Annotated in this window: 13 protein-coding genes and 1 pseudogene; 5 read left to right on the top strand and 9 right to left on the bottom strand. The window is 71.8% G+C overall.

From position 1 onward, the window contains the following. Window positions 1-21 precede the first annotated feature (21 nt). Window positions 22-657 carry a TetR/AcrR family transcriptional regulator gene (locus G3I71_RS34700; RefSeq protein ID WP_164321034.1) on the top strand — a complete coding sequence of 212 codons (636 nt, stop codon included), beginning with the start codon at window positions 22-24 and terminating at the stop codon, window positions 655-657. Window positions 658-755: 98 nt separating this feature from the next. On the opposite strand, the gene G3I71_RS34705 is transcribed toward G3I71_RS34700, so the two are convergent. Then, entirely contained in the window at window positions 756-944 is a 189-nt protein-coding gene (locus tag G3I71_RS34705) for a hypothetical protein (RefSeq protein WP_164321036.1), read from the bottom strand. Window positions 945-1,147: 203 nt separating this feature from the next. Between G3I71_RS34705 and G3I71_RS34710 the strand changes: the two genes are divergently transcribed. Together G3I71_RS34710 and G3I71_RS34715 are read left to right on the top strand one after the other, a co-directional pair. Beyond that, entirely contained in the window at window positions 1,148-2,299 is a 1,152-nt protein-coding gene (locus G3I71_RS34710) for a histidine kinase (protein ID WP_164321038.1), read from the top strand. A 52-nt stretch (window positions 2,300-2,351) separates the two neighbouring features. Then, window positions 2,352-2,996 (top strand): response regulator transcription factor, encoded by a 645-nt coding sequence (locus tag G3I71_RS34715; RefSeq protein ID WP_164321163.1) that lies wholly within the window; start codon window positions 2,352-2,354, stop codon window positions 2,994-2,996. A gap of 70 nt (window positions 2,997-3,066) precedes the next feature. Here G3I71_RS34715 and galE read toward each other — a convergent pair whose 3' ends face one another. After that, window positions 3,067-4,053 (bottom strand): UDP-glucose 4-epimerase GalE, encoded by a 987-nt coding sequence (gene galE / locus G3I71_RS34720; protein ID WP_164321041.1) that lies wholly within the window; start codon window positions 4,051-4,053, stop codon window positions 3,067-3,069. A gap of 67 nt (window positions 4,054-4,120) precedes the next feature. Next, window positions 4,121-5,308, bottom strand: coding sequence for a glycosyltransferase family 87 protein (locus G3I71_RS34725; protein ID WP_164321165.1), 1,188 nt, complete (start codon window positions 5,306-5,308; stop codon window positions 4,121-4,123). 387 nt (window positions 5,309-5,695) lie between these two features. On the opposite strand from G3I71_RS34725, the pseudogene G3I71_RS52770 reads away from it, so the two are divergent. Continuing rightward, window positions 5,696-6,109, top strand: a pseudogene (locus tag G3I71_RS52770) (glycosyltransferase family 39 protein); the annotation flags it as partial. A 1,005-nt stretch (window positions 6,110-7,114) separates the two neighbouring features. On the opposite strand, the gene G3I71_RS34735 reads toward G3I71_RS52770, so the two are convergent. After that, window positions 7,115-7,573 (bottom strand): MarR family winged helix-turn-helix transcriptional regulator, encoded by a 459-nt coding sequence (locus G3I71_RS34735; protein ID WP_164321043.1) that lies wholly within the window; start codon window positions 7,571-7,573, stop codon window positions 7,115-7,117. 122 nt (window positions 7,574-7,695) lie between these two features. On the opposite strand from G3I71_RS34735, the gene G3I71_RS34740 reads away from it, so the two are divergent. After that, complete coding sequence (locus G3I71_RS34740; protein WP_164321045.1) at window positions 7,696-8,109, top strand: organic hydroperoxide resistance protein; 414 nt, start codon at window positions 7,696-7,698, stop codon at window positions 8,107-8,109. Here the strand turns inward: G3I71_RS34740 and G3I71_RS34745 are convergent. The 5 genes from G3I71_RS34745 to G3I71_RS34765 all read right to left on the bottom strand — a co-directional run bounded on the left by G3I71_RS34745 (window position 8,099) and on the right by G3I71_RS34765 (window position 18,153). After that, window positions 8,099-10,378: a bifunctional glycosyltransferase family 2 protein/CDP-glycerol:glycerophosphate glycerophosphotransferase gene (locus G3I71_RS34745; protein WP_164321047.1), complete on the bottom strand. Its 2,280-nt coding sequence runs from the start codon at window positions 10,376-10,378 to the stop codon at window positions 8,099-8,101. The genes G3I71_RS34740 and G3I71_RS34745 overlap by 11 nt on opposite strands. A 165-nt stretch (window positions 10,379-10,543) precedes the next feature. Further along, window positions 10,544-11,461, bottom strand: coding sequence for a carbohydrate ABC transporter permease (locus G3I71_RS34750; RefSeq protein ID WP_343243151.1), 918 nt, complete (start codon window positions 11,459-11,461; stop codon window positions 10,544-10,546). Continuing rightward, window positions 11,458-12,810, bottom strand: coding sequence for a carbohydrate ABC transporter permease (locus tag G3I71_RS34755; protein WP_164321049.1), 1,353 nt, complete (start codon window positions 12,808-12,810; stop codon window positions 11,458-11,460). Before G3I71_RS34755 ends, G3I71_RS34750 begins: the two co-directional genes overlap by 4 nt. Before the next feature lie 10 nt (window positions 12,811-12,820). After that, entirely contained in the window at window positions 12,821-14,194 is a 1,374-nt protein-coding gene (locus G3I71_RS34760) for an ABC transporter substrate-binding protein (protein ID WP_164321051.1), read from the bottom strand. A 314-nt stretch (window positions 14,195-14,508) separates the two neighbouring features. Continuing rightward, window positions 14,509-18,153 (bottom strand): FHA domain-containing protein, encoded by a 3,645-nt coding sequence (locus G3I71_RS34765; RefSeq protein ID WP_164321169.1) that lies wholly within the window; start codon window positions 18,151-18,153, stop codon window positions 14,509-14,511. Between the last annotated feature and the right edge of the window lie 127 nt (window positions 18,154-18,280).

Raw genomic sequence — 18,280 nt, forward strand, 5'->3', positions numbered from 1 at the left:
CACGCCCCTATGCTGGTCCGTATGACGACGAACACCGACGAGCCCGGGACCGCACCGGCACGGACCCGCCGCCGGGCCCCCGCCGGAGCCGCCGTACTGCGGGAGGACGTGACGGAGGCCATCCGGGCAGCCGTGTTCGAGGAGCTCGCGTCCACCGGATACGCCCGGATGTCCATCGAGGGCATCGCACGCCGGGCGGGCGTCGGCAAGACGGCGGTGTACCGGCGCTGGCGTTCGAAACTGCACCTGGTGCTCGACCTGGTCTCGGCGATCGCGGTGCAGGGGCTGCCCGCGCCGGACACGGGCACGCTGGAGGGCGACCTGCGGCTGCTCTACGAGCTGACGTCCCGCGCGCTGCGCCACCCGGTGGCCTCGCAGGTCATCCCCGACCTCCAGGCCGAGGCCGCCCGCAACCCCGAGATCGCCGACGCCATGCAGAAGGCGCTGCGGGAGGGGCAGGAAGGCGTCGCCAGCGGGATCGTCGCGGCGGCGGAGGAGCGGGGGGAGGTCCGCTCGGGCATCGACCCCGACCTGGCCCTCGACCTGATCTCGGGGCCGCTCTACTGGCGCTCGGTCGTGATCCGGAACCCGAAGCTGCCGAAGGGGTATCTGGCGGCGCTGGCCCGGGCGACCACGGCGGCGCTGAAGGCGCTGTAGCGGGCTATAGCTGGCCGATCCGTACGACGGAACGGGGGCGGGCGGTGACCATGGTCACCGCCCGCCCCCGTTCCCGGGTCTTTGTCGCCCGGTGTTCGTCAGGCCTGCTGTCCCTGGCTCCGGCCCTTCAGCAGGGCCATCCCGGCGCCCAGCGACACGACTCCCATGCCCGCGCTGGTCGCGAGGCCCTGTGCGCCGTCCACCGCGAAGGGCGCTACCGCCGCGACGGTGAGGTTGAAGAGGAACAGGAACCAGAGGACCGGGCGGGACGAGAGGAGCGCCTTCATGGGATTTTCCTTCCGAGGTGGGTGGCTCCTGCCGACCGGGGGAGCCGAGTGGGGGAGCCGTGAACTTCCGAGATCAACGATCCCGGCATCCGCCCGCCGCCACGAGGGAGTGCTCTCCCGAACCGATGGTGTAGCGGGCTACACCATCGCCCGGGAGCCGGCTCTCCCGCGCTCCCGCCGACCCGTCGCCTAGCCTGATGACCATGTGGAAGACACTGCGGCAAGCAGCGCGGGCCACGGTCCAGCTGGTCGCGGTCGCGATCCTGGCCTTCGGCTCGTACATATTCATCACCGTCCTGCTGATCACGGCCACCGTCTCGCTGGCGGTCGTCGGCATCGGGATGCTCCCCGAGACGGTCCTGCTCATCCGCCGGATCGCCGGCACCAAGCGGCGGATGGCGACCGAGTGGTCGGGCGCGGAGATCCCCGAGGCGTATCTGCCCATCGAGGGCAGGCTGAAGGAGAAGCTGCGCATCGTCGTCCGCGACCCCGGTACGCGCACCGACCTGCGCTGGATGCTCGCTCACTACGTGTACGGCGCCCTGCCCCTGCTGATGATCCCGCTCTGGCCGGTGGGTCTGGTCGTCGACGGCGTCTGGTGCGGACTGCTGGGCCGCGGGGCCGTCGTCCTCCCCCTCATCAGCAGGCTCGCCGACCTCGACGCCTCCTGGTCGGCCGCCCTGCTCAAGCCCTCACCCAAGGCGCAGCTCGCCCTGCGTGTCGAGCAGCTGAAGGCGACCCGGGCCGACGCGGTCGCTGCGCACGGGGCCGAACTCCGGCGCATCGAACGGGACCTGCACGACGGCGCCCAGGCCCGCCTGGTCTCCCTGTCCATGCGGATCGGCCTCGCGAAACGGGCGTACGACCGTGACCCGGACGCCGCCCGCAAGCTGCTGGAGGACGCCCAGGACCAGGCCGAGGAGGCGCTGACCGAGCTGCGCAACGTGGTGCGCGGCATCCATCCGCCGATCCTCACGGACCGGGGGCTGGTGGGTGCCGTACGGGCGTTGGCGTCGAGCAGCGGCTTGGAGGTCGGCGTGGTCGACGACGGGGTCGAGGACGGCGTACGGGCGCCCGCGGCGGTGGAGGCCGCCGCGTACTTCGTGATCGCGGAGGCGCTGACGAACGCGGCGAAGTACAGCGGTTCGCCGACCGCCTGGGTCGAACTCGCCCGTGTACCAAGGGGGTTGAAGGTCCGGGTGGGTGACCACGGCAAGGGCGGCGCCGACGAGAAGGGTGGCACCGGACTGCTCGGGATGCGCCGCCGGGTGGCCGCGCTGGACGGGAGCGTGGACGTGTCGAGCCCGGTAGGGGGGCCGACCGTGATCGAGGTGGAACTGCCCTGCGTATGGTGAGCGCGACCGCCGCTTGATCGGCGAGCTGGACCGGATCGAGAACAGGACCGTCATGCGCGTAGTGATCGCCGAGGACAACGCCCTGCTGAGGCAAGGGCTCGTCCTGCTGCTGACGTCGGCCGGCCACGAGGTCCTGGCCGAAGTGGGCAGCGGCCCCGAGGTACTGCCGGCCATCCTCGAACACCGCCCGGACGCCGCCGTACTCGACGTCCGGATGCCCCCCGGTTTCCGCGACGAGGGGCTGCGCGCGGCGCTGGAGGCGAGGGAGCAGATCCCCGGCCTCCCGGTGCTGGTCCTCTCCCAGTACGTGGAGGAGTCGTACGCGGCGGAACTGCTGGGCGGCGGCGCCAGCGGCGTCGGCTATCTCCTGAAGGACCGCATCGGCAGGGTCGACGAGTTCCTCGACGCCCTGGAGCGCGTCGCCGCCGGAGGCACGGCTCTCGACCCCGAGGTCGTCGCCGAACTCCTCATCCGCCGTCGCGACTCCCCCCTCGACTCCCTCACCCCGCGCGAGCGCGAGGTCCTCAAGCTGATGGCGGAGGGTCACGACAACACGATGATCGCCAAGACCCTGGTGGTCACGGACCGTTCGGTGAGCAAACACATCGGCAACGTGTTCCTGAAGCTCGGCCTGCCCCCGACGGACAGCGGACACCGCCGGGTGCTGGCGGTACTGGCGTATCTGAACAACCAGTAGGGACAACCAGTAGGGACAACCAGTAGGGACAACCAGTAGGGACAACCAGTAGGGCCCGGCTGCCTGGTGACTAGGGTGTCGCCGTCCCCGCTTCCGGATGCAGACGCACCCAGCCCTCCCACGCCGAGGTGATCATGTCCTGGACGTCGTGCTTCGCCTTCCAGGCCAGCTCCGTGGCGATGCGGTCGGCCGAGGCCACGACCCTCGCCGGGTCGCCCGGGCGGCGCGGGGCCACGGCCGGGGGCAGGGTGTGGCCCGTGACGTCGTTCACGCGGTCGATCATCTCGCGGACCGAAACGCCTTCCCCCCGGCCGATGTTGAGGGTGAGTTCGCGACCCGGTGTCGCCCCAAGTGCCCGGGCCGTCGCCACATGGGCCTCCGCCAGGTCCATCACGTGGATGTAGTCCCGTACGCAGGTGCCGTCCGGGGTCGGGTAGTCGTCGCCGAAGACGCGCGGGGGTTCATGGGCCGTCAGGCGTTCGAAGATCATGGGGATGATGTTGAAGACGCCCACGTCCGCGAGCTCCGGCGCCGCCGCGCCCGCCACGTTGAAGTAGCGCAGGGAGGCGGTGGAAAGTCCCGTCGCCCGGCCCGTCGCGCGGACCAGCCACTCGCCCGCCAGCTTCGTCTCGCCGTACGGGCTCATCGGTGCGCACGGCGTGTCCTCCGTCACCAGGTCGACATCCGGCATGCCGTACACCGCCGCCGAGGACGAGAACACGAAGGACGGCACCCGGGCCTCCGTGACCGCGTCCAGCAGGACGCGCAGCCCCTCCACGTTCTCCCGGTAGTAGTGCAGGGGGCGGTCCACCGACTCGCCCACCTGTTTCTTCGCCGCCAGATGGACCACGCCCGTGACCTCGTGGTCCCGCAGGGCACGCGCCACCCGCTCGGCGTCCAGGGTCGAGCCGACCACCAGCGGTACGCCGTCCGGCACGCGCTCGGCGATTCCGGTGGACAGGTCGTCGTACACCACAGTTCGTTCGCCCGCTTCGGTCATCGCGCGCACGACGTGCGCCCCGATGTAGCCGGCGCCGCCGGTGATCAGCCAGGTCATGTGCGGCCGTCCCCTCGTGTGGTCGGGTGGTCAAGGTGGTCGGTTGAACTTTGTCAGCTAACTCCCGTTAAGGCGCACTAAGTTCCCGCTCGGGGAGCGGACGGACGAGAGAGGCGGTCGGAAACGGAACCACGGCCGGGCGGGCCGAGCGCCACAGCCGTACGAAGGACAGGATCGCCGCCGCGGCCAGCAGACCGTTGCGTACGACCATCACCGTCACGCCCGTCCAGGTGCACTGAATGACCTCGGCGTACATGACCGGGTAGTCGACGCTGCTCACCGCGGCCGCCGCCAGCAGCAGCCACGCCACCGGGCGCTGGCTGGTGTACCGCGAGGTCAGGCACACGGCGGCCAGTCCGAGCAGCCAGACCATGTACTGCGGGCTGATCACCCGGCTGGTGACCGTGAAGAGGAGTACGGCGGTCAGCGCCGCGTCGAACGGTGTCGCCTCCGTCCAGTGCCGGGCCCGCACCCGCCACAGCAGCAGAAGCCCGAACGCCACGGCTGTCAGGGCGAGGGAGAGTGCCGCCACGGCCGAGACGTACGGGCCCACGAACTCCATCGCGCCGTACTGGTAGCGCACGCGCCCCTCCCACCCGGCGCGCGTCGCGAGGGAGAGCGCGGTACCGCCGAACGACTCGATCTGTACGCCCCGCCCGCCCTGCTGGCGCAGGAAGGAGAACGGGTTGCTGAAGGTCACTGCCAGGAGCGCCAGCGCGGCCGTCGCCGTGACCGTCGCGGATGTCCACGCCGACCGGGTCGTACGGCCCCTCGGCATGCCCAGCAGCACCAGCGCGGGCCAGACCTTCACCAGGGCGCCCAGCGCCGCGAACGCGCCGCACGCGCGCGGGGAGCGCGACAACGTCAACAGGGAGATGACGGCGAACGCCGTGACCTGCACGTCGTAGCGCGCGAGCGGCACCTGGAGGAGGAGGGGCAGGCCGGCCGTCCAGTACACGGCACCGCGCAGGGAACGGCCCAGGCGGCTCCCCGCGCGCGTGAGGGCCAGCAGGATCAGGACGTCGGCGGCGAGCGTGAGCGCCACGAACGCCTCGAAATACGTCAGCGTCGGCAGCAGCGCGGGCGACAACAGCACCGGGCCCGCGCCCGGTGGGTACTGCCACAGCCTGTCGTCCGCCGGGAACGTGCCCTGCGTGAGGACGCCGTACCAGCGGAAGTACAGCCGCTGCACCTCACGCGCCACCCCGCCGCCGCCGAGCAGCGGGATGTCGTCGTGGACCAGCAGCCACAGCATCAGGGCCCGGGAGGCGGCCCAGCCGAGGGCGAGGGTGAGGAGGCGGGCGGTGGGGGTGGTGGGTCTCGTCACGGCGGGATCGTAAGCCGCGCCAATGCCACATTCACGTCAATTCACCATCAATTGCCAACAAAGATTGTCTAATCGCACAAAATCAGGCCCGTGATCAACAGGCCGATGAACAAGGAGATGAACAAGAAGACAGCCGCCGTCGCGGTCCCCGTGATCCCCATGGCCGTCATGCTGGTGATCGGCTGCTGGGGTCTCGACCGGGGCGGCATATGGCGTGACGAGGCGGCCACCTTCCAGGTCGCGCGGCGCACGGTGCCGCAGATCTGGCGGCTGCTGCACCAGGTCGACGCCGTGCACGGCCTGTATTACCTGCTCATGCGGCCCGTCCTCGCCGTCCACCCCGGCGAGGTCCTCCTGCGGCTGCCGTCCGTCCTCGCCGCGGTCGCGACCGCGGGCCTCGTCGCGGCTCTCGGCGCCCGCCTCACCCGCCCGCGCGTCGGACTCTGGGCCGGTCTGCTGTACGCGATCAACCCGATGGTCGGCCACTACGCCCAGGAGGGCCGGTCGTACGCCATGGTCGCCGCCGGTGCGGCCGGCGCGACGCTGCTGCTCGTGCGGGCGGTCGGGGGCCGCTCCTGGATGCCGTACGGAGTGGTCGTCACCGTCACCTGCCTCCTCCACGAGTTCGCCGTACTGCTGCTCCTCGCGCACGCGGTGACCCTCGCCCTCTCCCGCGTCCCCCGGCGGGTGTGGGCGGGCTGGCTCTGCGCGGCAGTCACCGTGGCGCTGGCGCTGCTCCCGCTGGTGCTCCTCTCGCACGCCCAGTCGGCGCAGGTGGCGTGGCTGCGGCCACCCGGCCAGGACGGCGTGCACCAGCTCGTACGCCAGTTCGCCGGCCCGACGGACGAGGTCCTCGCCCCCTGCCTGATCCTCGTGTACGTGGGGCTGCGCCGCCCCTGGCCCGAGCGCCCCGGCCGCGGCCTGCCCCTCCCGGCCGTGGCCCTCCCCCTGCTCGTCGTACCGCCCGCGATCCTCATGACCGTCTCCCAGTGGTCGCCGCTCTACGACGCCCGGTACGTCCTGTACGCCCTCGCCGGCGCCCCTCTTCTCGCCGCCGCCGGGGCCGACCGCATCGCGCGGGCCGTGCCGCGACTGCCCCGCGCGACCGTCACCGCGGCCGGGGTGCTCGCCGTGGCCCTTGTCTGCGCGCACCAGCTGCCGCTGCTCCGGCAGGACCGTTCCATGGCCCAGCGGGGCGGCGACAACCTCGCCGTCGCCTCCGCGCTGGCGTCCCGTGAACTGCGCCCCGGCGACCCGGTGCTGTTCCTGCCGGCCATCGGGCGGCGCTCGGCACTGGCGTACCCGAAGGGATTCCGCGGCACCCGTGACGTGGCCCTCGCCGAGTCCGCGCGCACGTCCGGCACGCTGTACGGCGTCGAGACGGACCCGGCCACGCTACGGCGGCAACTGGCGGGACTGGATCATGTGTGGCTGGTCGCCGAGCCGTACGCCCTGCGCCCGTCCTGGCGCCCGGCCGACCCGACCGAGCGGGCCAAACTGGCGGTGGTGGGGGAGCAGTTCGAGCCGAGACGGGAGTTCAGGGGCAGTGGCGTGACCCTGCGACTCTATGAACGCAGGCCCGTGACAGCGCCCCGACAGGGCCGCGCCCCAAAGGGGCGCGGGGCGGTATTGATATGCGGCTCCGCCGCGTGGGCGCGACCGGCCACGACGGCGCGGCAGCCGACCGACGCACCTCAGCACTTTGTGGCACAGGCACAGGCGCAGGCACAGCGCCTACGCGTCAAGCGCCGCCGCGTCCAGAGCGACAGTGAGCTCGTCGAGACGAGCCCGCAGTGCCCGGATCTCGTCCACGTCGAAGCTGGTCGCCGCGAGGATCCGAGGCGGCACCCGAACCGCCCGCTCGCGCAGCGCGAGGCCCTCCTCGGTCACCCGGACCTCCACCGACCGCTCGTCCCGGGTGCTGCGCTCGCGCCGGACGAGACCGGCCGTCTCCAGCCGTTTGAGCAGCGGTGACAGTGTTCCGGAGTCGAGGCGCAGGTGTTCGCCGACCTTCTTCACGGGCAGCTGTCCGTGCTCCCACAGCACGAGCATCACCAGGTACTGCGGGTAGGTGAGCCCGAGGTCCTTGAGGACCACGCGGTAGACGCCGTTGAAGGCGCGGGACGCCGCGTTCAGGGAGAAGCAGATCTGCTGGTCGAGACGGAGGTAGTCCTCGGCGGAGGTTGCTGACATGCCTCCACGATACCTCCTTGCCCGTCATCTAGTTGTGCACAATTCAATTGTGTGCTTAAGTTACTTCCACGAGGAACCCCGCAAGGGGCTCCAGGGAAGCTTTGATGAGAGGGACGGGTTCCATGGACGCCATCTACACCGCAGTCGCCACCGCCACGCACGGCCGCGAGGGCCGCGCCGTCAGCTCCGACGGCAAGGTGGACCTCGCGCTCGCCATGCCGGTCGAGCTGGGCGGCAACGGCGCCGGAACCAACCCCGAGCAGCTCTTCGCCGCCGGTTACGCCGCCTGTTTCGGCAGCGCGCTCGGCCTGGTCGGCCGCGGCGCCAAGGTCGATGTCAGCGACGCCGCCGTGACCGCCGAGGTCGGCATAGGCAAGCAGGGCGAGGGCTTCGGCCTCAAGGTCACCCTCCGCGTCGAGCTGCCCGACTCCGTGGACGCGGAGACCGGCCGCAAGCTGGTCGAGCAGGCCCACCAGGTCTGCCCGTACTCCAACGCGACGCGCGGCAACATCGAGGTCGACCTCGTCATCGAGTAGTACTACGCGCGCCTTCGGGGCTGGACTGCGGGTGCGGCACGCTCGCGAGGGGTGCGGCGGCGAACATGGCCGCCGCCGACGGCACCGGGTGACGCTCGGCGAGCGGAGTGACCGGCGCCCGGCCGGCCGTCCCGCCCAGCACCAGCCGCTGAACGACCCGTTCGGCGGCTCGCCCGTCGTCGTACGGGCAGAACCGCTCGCGGAACGCCCCCCGCAGCTGCGCGGAGCGTGAACCGCGCCAGTGGCCCGTCGCGAAGATGTCGATCAGCTCGTCCTCGCTGCGCGCGACCGCGCCCGGCGGGAAGGCGCGCAGGTCGAAGTAGGTGCCACGGGCCGCCTCGTACGCCTCCCAGTCGTCCGAGTGGATCACGATCGGCCGGTCCAGGTTGGCGTAGTCGAACATCAGCGACGAGTAGTCGGTGACCAGCGCGTCCGAGGCGAGGCACAGCGACTCGATGTTCGGATGGTCGGTCACGTCGATGAGCCGGCCCCCGGAAGCGGCCGTCAGCGGGGCATCGTAGAGATGGTGCGCGCGGGCCAGCAGCACGTAGCGCGGGCCGAGTTGGCGCAGTACGCGTTCCAGGTCCAGGGTGTGGCGGGGGCCGCGCAGATAGTCGCGGTGGGTGGGCGCGTACAGGATCGCGACCGAGCCCTCCGGGATGCCGAGCGACTCGCGCAGCCGGGTCACGTCCGCCGAAGTGGCCTGCTGGAAGACGTCGTTGCGGGGCTGCCCGGTTTCGAGGGTGGTGTAACCGCCGGGGAAGACCCGCTCCCATACGAGGGTCGAGTGGCGGTTGGCCGACAGGCAGTGGTCCCAGGTGTCGACGTCCGCGAGGAGCGCGGTGAAGTCGGTGTCACGGGCGGCGGCCGGCCGGTCCTGGAGGTCGAGGCCCATACGCTTCAGCGGCGTCCCGGCCTGCGTCCGGATCACCACCTGCCCGGCCCGCTTCACAAACCTCTCGTCCCAACTCGCGTTGCTCACCAGGTACTTGGAGCGGGCCAACGCCGTCCAGTAGGCGGCGGTGCCCGGCCGTACCCGGGCGGTCGCCGTCGGGAGCGTGTGATGGTGCTCGGGGTGTGCGACCCACGCCGTCCGCATGCCCGGTACGAAGGAACGGAACGCGGCTTCCAGGGCGCCCGGGTTGCAGCCGTAACCGCGCCCGGAGTGACTGGTGAAGACGGCCCGGTCGGCGCGCAGCGGCAGCCTCCGCTGGACCCGGTAGTGCAGCCGTAGGGCGGCTGAACGGACGCTGCGCGCAAGGGACTTGACGAAGAGAGTGGCGTGCCGGCGCAGGGCGGACGCGAGACGCACCACCCGATACGTGCGGTAGCTGCCCGTCCGGACGAGCAGGTGCCGCAGCCGCGCGTGCAGCGGTACGGCCGCGCCCGGGGTGCGGTAACGGCGGTAGTGGGCCCGGGACCTGCGCAGGAACTCGGCGCGGGCGGTGCGCGGCAGCCGGTCCGGGCGGGCCAGCACCGCCATCAGCTGGTCGACCATCCGGCGGAACAACACCGGCCGCCAGTGCGCGAGTTCGGGGCGCGCGTCGACGAACGCGAAGACCCGGTCGTACTGCTCGTGGATGTCGAAGTACCCATGATCGCCATGATCGCTGGGAGGGTTGGTGATCTTCCGCTGCCGGCGGTGGTGGACGCAGACCCGGTCCAGGGTCGCGACCGACTCGGCGGCCAGCAGCGCCGGGACCGTCCAGGAGGTGTCCGTGTGGGCGCCGGGCGCGAAGGTGAGGCTCTCGCTCTCGACGAACTCCCGGCGGTACGCCTTGTTCCAGGCCACCAGCGGCAGCTTGAGCAGCAACGGCCGGTCGTCGAGCCTGAAGGGGACGGGACCCTGCTCGGTGAGCTGATGGAGGAACGGGCTGCGGACCGTTTCGCCGGTCCAGAGGGCGTGCGCGTGGTCGTAGACGACGATGTCCGGGTCGTCCGCCTCCTTGATCCGGTCGGCGATCGACCGCAGCGCGTCCGGGGCGAGGGTGTCGTCGCCGTCGACGAAGACGAGATAGTCCCCGGTCGCGTGCTCGATCCCCGCGTTGCGCGCCCCGCCCACCCCGCCGTTCTCCGGCAGGTGGACGGGTCGCACGCGGGCGTCGCGCGCCGCGAACTCGTCGACGAGCGCACCGCAGGCGTCGGGCGAGCGGTCGTCGACGGCGATCACTTCGAGATCCGGATACGACTGGCCGAGCACCGATTCCAGGCACTCCTGCAGATATGCCTGAACCTTGTACGCGGGGACGATGACACTGAACCTGGGCAAGGCACATCCATGGGTCGGCGGGTCGGCGCGGGCCTACTGCCCGGGAACGGCCGATGGAGTGACTTGGTTACGCCGATTGCGGCATGTGGGGGACATGGGCGTTTGGAACCGTAACCTCACGAGTGAGATGCTTATCCGTTTACTTGATCGCGTTACTCGACCGGGTCACTTGACCGCGCCCGCCATCACCCCCGACACGAACTGCCGCTGGAACGCGAAGAACACAGCCAGCGGAATCACCATCGAGATGAACGCGCCCGGCGCCAGCACCTCGATGTTGCTGCCGAACTGCCGTACCTGTGTCTGGAGTGCGACCGTCAGCGGCTCCGACTGCGAGTCGGAGAACACCAGCGCGACCAGCATGTCGTTCCACACCCACAGGAACTGGAAGATCCCCAGGGACGCGATGGCGGGCGCGGCGAGCGGCATGACGACGGTCGCGAACAGCCTCATCTCGCCCGCGCCGTCCAGCCGGGCCGCCTCCAGCAGCTCGCGCGGGATCTCCGCGAAGAAGTTCCGCAGCAGGAAGATCGCGAACGGCAGCCCGAACCCCACGTGGAACAGCACCACCCCGATGATCTCGCCGAAGATCCCGATCTTCCCGAAGAGATCGGAGAGCGGGATCAGCGCCACCTGCACGGGTACGACGAGCAGGGCGACGACGCCCAGGAACCACCAGTCGCGCCCCTTGAAGTCCATCCACGCGAAGGCGTATCCGGCCATCGCGCCGATCATGACGACCAGGAGCGTCGCCGGCACCGTGATCCAGACGGTGTTGAGGAGGGAGCCGGTGACCGCGTCGTTCTCCAGCAGCGTCCGGTAGCTCTTGGCGGTCAGCTGCCCGGGCGCCGTGAACACCTTCCACCACCCGGAGGCGGAGATGTCCGTCGGGTCGCGGAACGACGACACGAGCAGCCCGAACGTCGGCACCATCCAGACGAGCGCGACGAGGATGAGGAAGAACCGCATCACGCCGCCCGCGGCTCCGGCGGCCACGCGGGCGGGGAAGGAGCGCTTGGCACGCACGGGCCGGTCGACGGGTGGATCGAGGGGCCGGTCGATGGCCGGGTCGAGAGCTGTCACCGCTGACGCTCCTTCCTGAGTCGACGCAGATTGACGAACATCACCGGCAGGACGAGCAGCAGCAGAATGACGCCGATCGCGCTGCCGACGCCGTAGTTGCCGCCTCCGCCGAACGACGACAGGAACAACTGGAGCGCGAGGACGTTGGCGTCGTCCTGACTCGGTTGCGGGGCGATGATGTAGACGAGGTCGAACACCTTCATCACGTTGATCATCAGCGTGACGAGAACGACGACCAGTACGGGTGCGAGCAGCGGCACGGTGATCCGCCGGAACACCTGCCACTCGTTCGCGCCGTCGACCCGCGCCGCCTCCAGCAGATTCCGGTCCACGCCCGCGAGCCCCGCCGCGATGAGCACCATCGCGAACCCGGCCCACATCCACGTGTAGCTGCCGATGATCGCCGGGGTGACGAGGGTGGGCCCGAGCCAGTCGATCCCGCTGTAGGCGGCGGCGAAGTTCGAGCTGGGCAGGCGCAGTTGGGCCCCGTCGGCGTCGGCGGGCAGACTGAAGGTCCCGTCGGCGCCGCTGGTCGCCGAGGCGACGACCTTCCCGTCCTTCACGGCCTCGACCTTGACCCCCTCCAGCGCCTTCTCACCCGGATCGACCTGCCCCTTCGTACCGCCACCGCCGAGCTTGAAGTCCAGCCAGACGGTGCCGCTGATCCCGGAACCGGAGGCGCCGGCCGCCTTCGCGTTCTCGGGCGTGCCGGGGAGCTTGTTGGGCGCGATGCCTACGAGGGGCAGCAGCGCCGGGGTGCCCGGGCTGACGGTTCCGGTGGAGGTGAACGAGCCCCCGCCGGACGCCTTGAGGTCGCTGGCCTGGGCGTTCGGCCGGGCCTTCGGATAGACGGAGGCGTCCACGAAGGCGTCGTGCACGGACGTCACGACCGCGTTGGCGACACCCTGGTCCGGGTCCGCCTCGTAGACGAGGCGGAAGATGATGCCCGCCGCGAGCATCGAGATCGCCATCGGCATGAAGACGATCAGCTTGAACGCCGTACCCCAGCGCACCCGTTCGGTCAGCACCGCGAAGATCAGACCGAGCGCGGTGACGAGGGCGGGCGCGACCGCCACCCAGATCGCCGTGTTGCGTACGGCGGTCAGCGTGGCGTCGTTCGTGAAGATGTCGCCGTAGTTCTCCAGGCCGACGAAGCCCGAGCCGTCGGCGTCGTACAGGCTGCGCCAGACCGAGTAGCCGATCGGGTAGACGACGAGCGAGCCCAGCAGGATCAGGGCGGGCAGCAGGAACAGGCCTGCCACCCACCAGCGGGTACCGGTGACGCTCTTGGCCCTGTCTCTCTTCGGGTCGTGCGTCGTCGTGTCGTCTGTGTCTGTCTTCGACTCCATGGTGGGGCCGTCAGCCGTTCTTGTACGCCTTGGCGGCGTCGGCCTCTAGTTTCTGCTGGGTGCCCGCGATGTCCTTCGGGTTCTTCAGGAAGTCCTGGAGGTCCTTCCACTCGCCGACGCCCTGGGTACCGCCGAAGGCGGCCGGGGCCTGGTCGGACATGTCGAAGCGGAAGTCGTTGCCGGCCTTGATGAGGGCCTTGGCGATGTCCCGGGTGACGTCGTCCTTGTACGCCGACTGGTCCATGGCCTTGCTGGGCGAGAGGAAGCCGCCCTGGGCCGCCCAGATCTCGGCGGCGTCGGTCGAGCCGAGGAACGTCAGCAGGGCCTGCGCGCCCGCGCCGTCCTTCAGCGCCACGGCGACGTCGCCGCCGCTGACGACGGGCGCCTGGTCGCCGACCGCCGGGAACGGGAAGACCTTCGCGTCCGTGCCGATCTTGGCCTTCGTGTCGGCGTTGATGCTGACGGCCACGAAGTCGCCCTCGAAGACCATCGCCGCCGGGGTGTCACCCGTGAAGGTCTGGGTGACCGACTTCGGGAACTCCGTCGCCAGCGCGCCGGAACGACCGCCCGCGAGAAGGTCGTCCTTGCCCCAGAGTTCGGCGAGGGTGGTCAGGGCGTCCTTGACGGACGGGTCGGTCCACTTGATCTCGTGCTTGGCGAGCTGGTCGTACTTCTCCGGGCCCGCCTGCGAGAGATAGACGTTCTCGAACCAGTCGGTGAGGGTCCAGCCGTCGGCGCCGCCCACGGAGACGGCGGGGGAGCCGGCGTCGGAGAGGGTCTGGGCCGCCGCGACGAAGTCCTTCCAGGTGGCGGGAACCTCGGTGAGGCCGGCTGCCTCGAACGCGGCGGTATTGTACCAGACCAGGGACTTGTTGGCGGCCTTGACGTAGATGCCGTACTGCTTGCCCTCGAAGGCGCCGAGTTCCTTCCAGCCGGCGTCGAAGTTCTTGTCGAGCTGGGCCTGCGCGTCCGCGCCGAGCGGCTGGAGCCAGCCCTTCTCGGCGAACTGGTGCAGTACGCCGACCTGCGGCAGGAACGCGACGTCCGGGGGCTTGCCGCCCTGGATCTTCGTACCGAGGAACGTGGAGGTGTTGTTGCCGGTCGGTACGAAGTTGACCTTCGCGCCGGTGCGCTTCTCGAACTCCTTGAGGACCTTGGTGAAGTTCTCCTGCTCGGGGCCCGTCCAGACGGCGGCGACCTCTAAGGTCTGGCCGTCGAGCTTGGGGAGTTCGACGGAGGCGGAGGTGTCACCGCCGGTGCCCGTGCCGGCGTCGGTGCCTTTGTCACTCGGGCTGTCGTCGCTGGAGCCGCAGGAGGTGAGGGTGAGGGCGAGGGCTGTGGCGGAGAGGGCGGTAAGGGTGCGTGTACGTAGCATGCTGCGCATGTGTGCCCCGTTCGTCGTTCGGCGTTGAACGTGCTCGGCGCTGTCCCGTGGGCTCCGGTCTACGCCGGGTCGTGGGGGTCGGCAAGTACGCCTGCGGTGTCAAGTGGCTGATCGTGACCGCGTCGTGTCCTTTGTTTTCCCACACACCCACCCGTCTCGGTCTGTTTGCCGGGTGCCCTCGAATGGCCTTCCCATCCGCCTGACCCGCTGTCACTTCAGCGCGGTCCCAGGCACCCCCAGCGCGAAGGGGTCCTCGGGGCACAGCCCCCGAGGACGGGACGGGTAGGGGCGGCGGGGGCGAGAAACGCCCCCGGTCACAACAGTGACGGCACCTCTGTCGCGGACACCGACCGCGCCGCCCGCTCCAACGCGCTCGCCAACAGCGCCAGGTCCGTTGGCCCGTTGCCCAGTTCACGCACCGGCCGACGCGTCGGCGGATCCCCCATCCGCTGCCAGTCCAGCGCGGCGACCGTCGGCCGCAGCGTCGCCGTACGGGGGATACGCCCCGTCACCCGACCGCCCTGGAAGGGGATCCCCCGCCCGTCCGCCCCGCTCAACCGCCCCCGCCCGGCCGCGGGTTCGTCCGGCCCCGGCGCCGGCGCGTCCAGCAGGACCCGCAGCGCGGCCCCCCGGGCCAGTTCCGTCTCCGCCGTACGCCCACCGACGCCCGCCGCGGCCACCAGATGCACTCCGAGCCGCTCGCCCTCCCGGGCCACCGCCTCCAACGCCCGCACCACGGACCCCGCCGACGGCCGCCCCGGCGATCCCAGAGCCGGCGACACCAACGCGTCCAGGTCGTCCACGACCACCACGAGACGAGCCAGGGGCGGTGTCTCCGTACGCTGCCGACTCGCCGCCGGCCGCAACCGCATCGTCGAACTGGGCGGCGAATCGAGATCCCCGGCCCCTTCGCCCGCCCCCGCGCCCACCGAACCGTGAGTGGCCGACTTGGACCCCGACCCCGATCCCGACCTCTGCGGCCCGATCCGGCCGGACAGTTCGCGCCCGGTGTGCCACTCGCCGAAACCGACCCGCCCGAGCAACTCGGCCCGCCGCTTCAGTTCGGCGCTGAGCGACTGGGCGAACTCCCGCATACGGACCGGGTCGTTGGCCGTGAGGTGAGTGGTGACATGCGGAAGGTCGGTGCACACCCGCAGCCCTTCTCCGTGCTGAGCGCCACCACCGCCGCCGTTGCTCCCACCATTGCCGTCCCGGCCGTCCATCAGGACTATGCCCAGCCGGTCGGGCCGCTCGGCGGCGGCCAGCGACGCGACGACCGCCCGCAGCAACTCCGTACGACCGCTGCCGGGCGGTCCCTCGATCAGCAGATGGGGTCCCTCGGCCGCGAGGTCCACGCCGACGGGTCCGCGCGGACCGGCGCCCAGGACCGCCCAGGCCCGGCCGCCGAGCGTCTCCTTGTCGTCGGCAGCGTCCGCCCAACGGGCCATCAGGGACGCCGGGGTGGCCCGGGCGAGCCCCAACTCGTCGAGCAGCCGCGCCGCTTGTGGCAAGGGCGCGGAGACACGCTGCTGCCGGCCGCCGGCGGCACCGTCGGTGCGCAGCGGAGCCAGCGCCCGCGCGAACCGTTCGGCCCAGGCCAGGGACACGGCGTCCACGGCGGCGACGGAGCCCTGCCCGACCAGCCCGGCGCTCCCGGCGGGCGTCCGGACCGCCGCGTCGGCGAAGTCGGTGCCGGTGTCGGGGGAGCCGGTCCGCCCAGGTGCGGTCACTCCGGCCCGTGCCACCCGCATCACGTGCAGCGCCGTGGCCACGTCACCGCTGAGCAGCGCCACCGCCCCGCACTCATGGAACGGCGGCGAGGCCGCGCACGCCGCCTCGTACGTCTCCGTCACCGGTGACGCGGGCGACGCCGCCTCCGTCTCCGCGAGACACACGAGGTGGATCCCGGCCCGCGGTCCCTCCTGCGCCAGCCGCGCGACGGCCTCCCGGACCGCGGCACCGCCCGGGTCCCCGTCCACCACGACCACGGTGTACGGACCCGCGAAACCGTCTGTCGAGCCGGCGGGGTCGTCGTCCCGGGCCCAGGAGGGCCGCCGGTCCGCTCCCCGGTCGTCCTGGGCACTCCGGGCCGGTTCTCCGCAACCCGAGGCGAGGCTCTTCGCCGCCGCCTCCGTGTCGTGGTCCTCCAGACGCCGCAGGAGTTCGTCGGTGCGGGCCGTGGCCTGTTCGCGGTCGTAGGCGACGAGGAGACGGCAGTCCTGGCCGTGCCCGGGGCGCAGATGCGGGAGCCAGCCGAGCCAGGACCACTCGGCGGCGCGCTCCTCGGGGGTGCGCGAGCGGTCCGTGCTGATCAGGACGATTTCCAGAGCCTCGGGGGAGTGCAGCGCCGTCAGCTGGGCCACCACCGCGCGGGCCAGCCCCGCGAGCCGCGCGCGGGGGCCCGCCAGTCCGAGTGCCCCGACCTCACGCAGCCCGGCGGTCACCGGTACGGCGGGCAGCAGCCCCGAGCCGTCGGGGGCCGCGCGGTCCGCCGTACCGAGCCGGACCGTGAGTGCTTCCGGGTGCCTGGGGCCGCGCTCCCAGAGCCGGGGGCCGGGGCCCAGGGCCGTGAGCAGCAGCGCCGCCGGGTCGGGCCAGCTCTCCGGGGCCTGCGGCGCGGCGTCCGCGAACTCAGGGGCCGTCGGGTCGGACACCGGCCCCTCGTCGTCGTACGCCTCGCCCTCGTTCGTCTCCTCGTCCGCGCGCCCGCCGGTCAGCCGGCGGGCCCACTTGGAGAGCCCACCGCGCCTGCGCACACCCTGCGGGGCGTCCGTCCCCCGGAGAGGTGTCCCCTTGCGCCCGCTGCCTGCGGAGGCCTCCGCGTCCGCCTCGTCCTGAGCGCGTTCCCGGGGTACCGCCGCAGCCCCGGACATCGGTCCCGTCAGGGAGAACCCGGCGCCGTGGGTGTCCCCGCCGCCGCTCGACGGCCTGGCCGTACCCACCGGGCCCGCGGGCCCGCGGTTCTCGATCCTCGGTGCCCGGCCCTGCCCCGGGACGAGCGGCTGCTCCGCCTCCGCCGGACTCGGCGCACCACGCGACTCGGGGACGCCCCCGGCCGCTCCCCAACTCGCCGAACCGTAGGCGTGATGGGTCTCCCCGGAGGGCGGCTTCGCCATGCCGCCGGGCTGCACGCGCGCGGGAGGCACCCGGGACGGACCGGACGGGGATGCGGCCGGGGAGGGGCGCCTGTTGTGGGTGTCCTGCGTGGTCTCGGTGTTCTCCGACCCGTCCGCCGTCCGCTCCGAGGCCTTCGTGTGCCCTTCGGCGACGCTCACGCGCACGTGCCCCTCGCCGTCCGGGGTCGTGGTCACGCGTGCGCCCGCGTCCCCGGGCGGCGTCAGCCGTAGGGCCGACTCGCCGATGCGCAGCAGCGCGCCGGGCGCGAGGCGGACCGGGCGGGTGCCGAGGCGGGTGCCGGACAGCGTCGTACCGTTCGTGGAGCCGAGGTCCGCCACCCCTATGCGGCCGTCCTCCGCGACCGTGACCGCGCAGTGCAGCCGGGACACGTCCGGGTCGTCCAGCGGGACGTCGGCGTCGGCGGAGCGGCCGATGGTGATCTGGCCGCCGTGCAGGAGATGGACCCCGCCCGCGTCCGGTCCCGCGACCACGTGCAGCTGGGCGGCCACCTCGTCCGCCTCGGGGTGCGGCTCCGGCTCGGCGGGGGTGCCCAGGGCGAGCACCGCGCCGTCGACCAGCGGGGGCTCGCCGAGGGTGCAGCGCTGGGTGTCGAGGCGCTGGTCGCCCGCGTACAGCACCACCGGGCCGCCGCTCTCGCGGCCCGGGCCGCGCTCGGGCGGGGACGGAGTCCTGTCGCCCGCGACCACCGACGCCAGGGCCGAGGCGACCGCGGCGAGCGCCGTGCCGGCGGGAGCGGTGACCAGTACGTCGCAGCTCGCGGCGCGCGCCCACGGCTCCGAGGGCGGGCCCAGCGGGTCTACGACGGTCAGCCGGATCTGCATCGCCGTCAGCGGTCCCTTCTGCACGGACACCCGGAAAGGAGGACGAAGCCACGCCACGGGTCCCACCACCGCGGACTTCCCCCACCACACACGAGCACGTAGGCCAGTACTGGAGGCATCCTCGCAC

The organism is Streptomyces sp. SID12501, assembly GCF_010550245.1.
GTDB lineage: Bacteria > Actinomycetota > Actinomycetes > Streptomycetales > Streptomycetaceae > Streptomyces.

Coding starts and splice junctions, on each gene's coding strand:
- G3I71_RS34700 (WP_164321034.1), top strand. CDS start 22: ATGACGACGAACACCGACGAGCCCGGGACCGCACCGGCACGGACCCGC.
- G3I71_RS34755 (WP_164321049.1), bottom strand. CDS start 12,810: ATGGAGTCGAAGACAGACACAGACGACACGACGACGCACGACCCGAAG.
- G3I71_RS34705 (WP_164321036.1), bottom strand. CDS start 944: ATGAAGGCGCTCCTCTCGTCCCGCCCGGTCCTCTGGTTCCTGTTCCTC.
- G3I71_RS34735 (WP_164321043.1), bottom strand. CDS start 7,573: ATGTCAGCAACCTCCGCCGAGGACTACCTCCGTCTCGACCAGCAGATC.
- galE (WP_164321041.1), bottom strand. CDS start 4,053: ATGACCTGGCTGATCACCGGCGGCGCCGGCTACATCGGGGCGCACGTC.
- G3I71_RS34765 (WP_164321169.1), bottom strand. CDS start 18,153: ATGCAGATCCGGCTGACCGTCGTAGACCCGCTGGGCCCGCCCTCGGAG.
- G3I71_RS34725 (WP_164321165.1), bottom strand. CDS start 5,308: ATGCTGTGGCTGCTGGTCCACGACGACATCCCGCTGCTCGGCGGCGGC.
- G3I71_RS34740 (WP_164321045.1), top strand. CDS start 7,696: ATGGACGCCATCTACACCGCAGTCGCCACCGCCACGCACGGCCGCGAG.
- G3I71_RS34715 (WP_164321163.1), top strand. CDS start 2,352: ATGCGCGTAGTGATCGCCGAGGACAACGCCCTGCTGAGGCAAGGGCTC.
- G3I71_RS34760 (WP_164321051.1), bottom strand. CDS start 14,194: ATGCGCAGCATGCTACGTACACGCACCCTTACCGCCCTCTCCGCCACA.
- G3I71_RS34710 (WP_164321038.1), top strand. CDS start 1,148: ATGTGGAAGACACTGCGGCAAGCAGCGCGGGCCACGGTCCAGCTGGTC.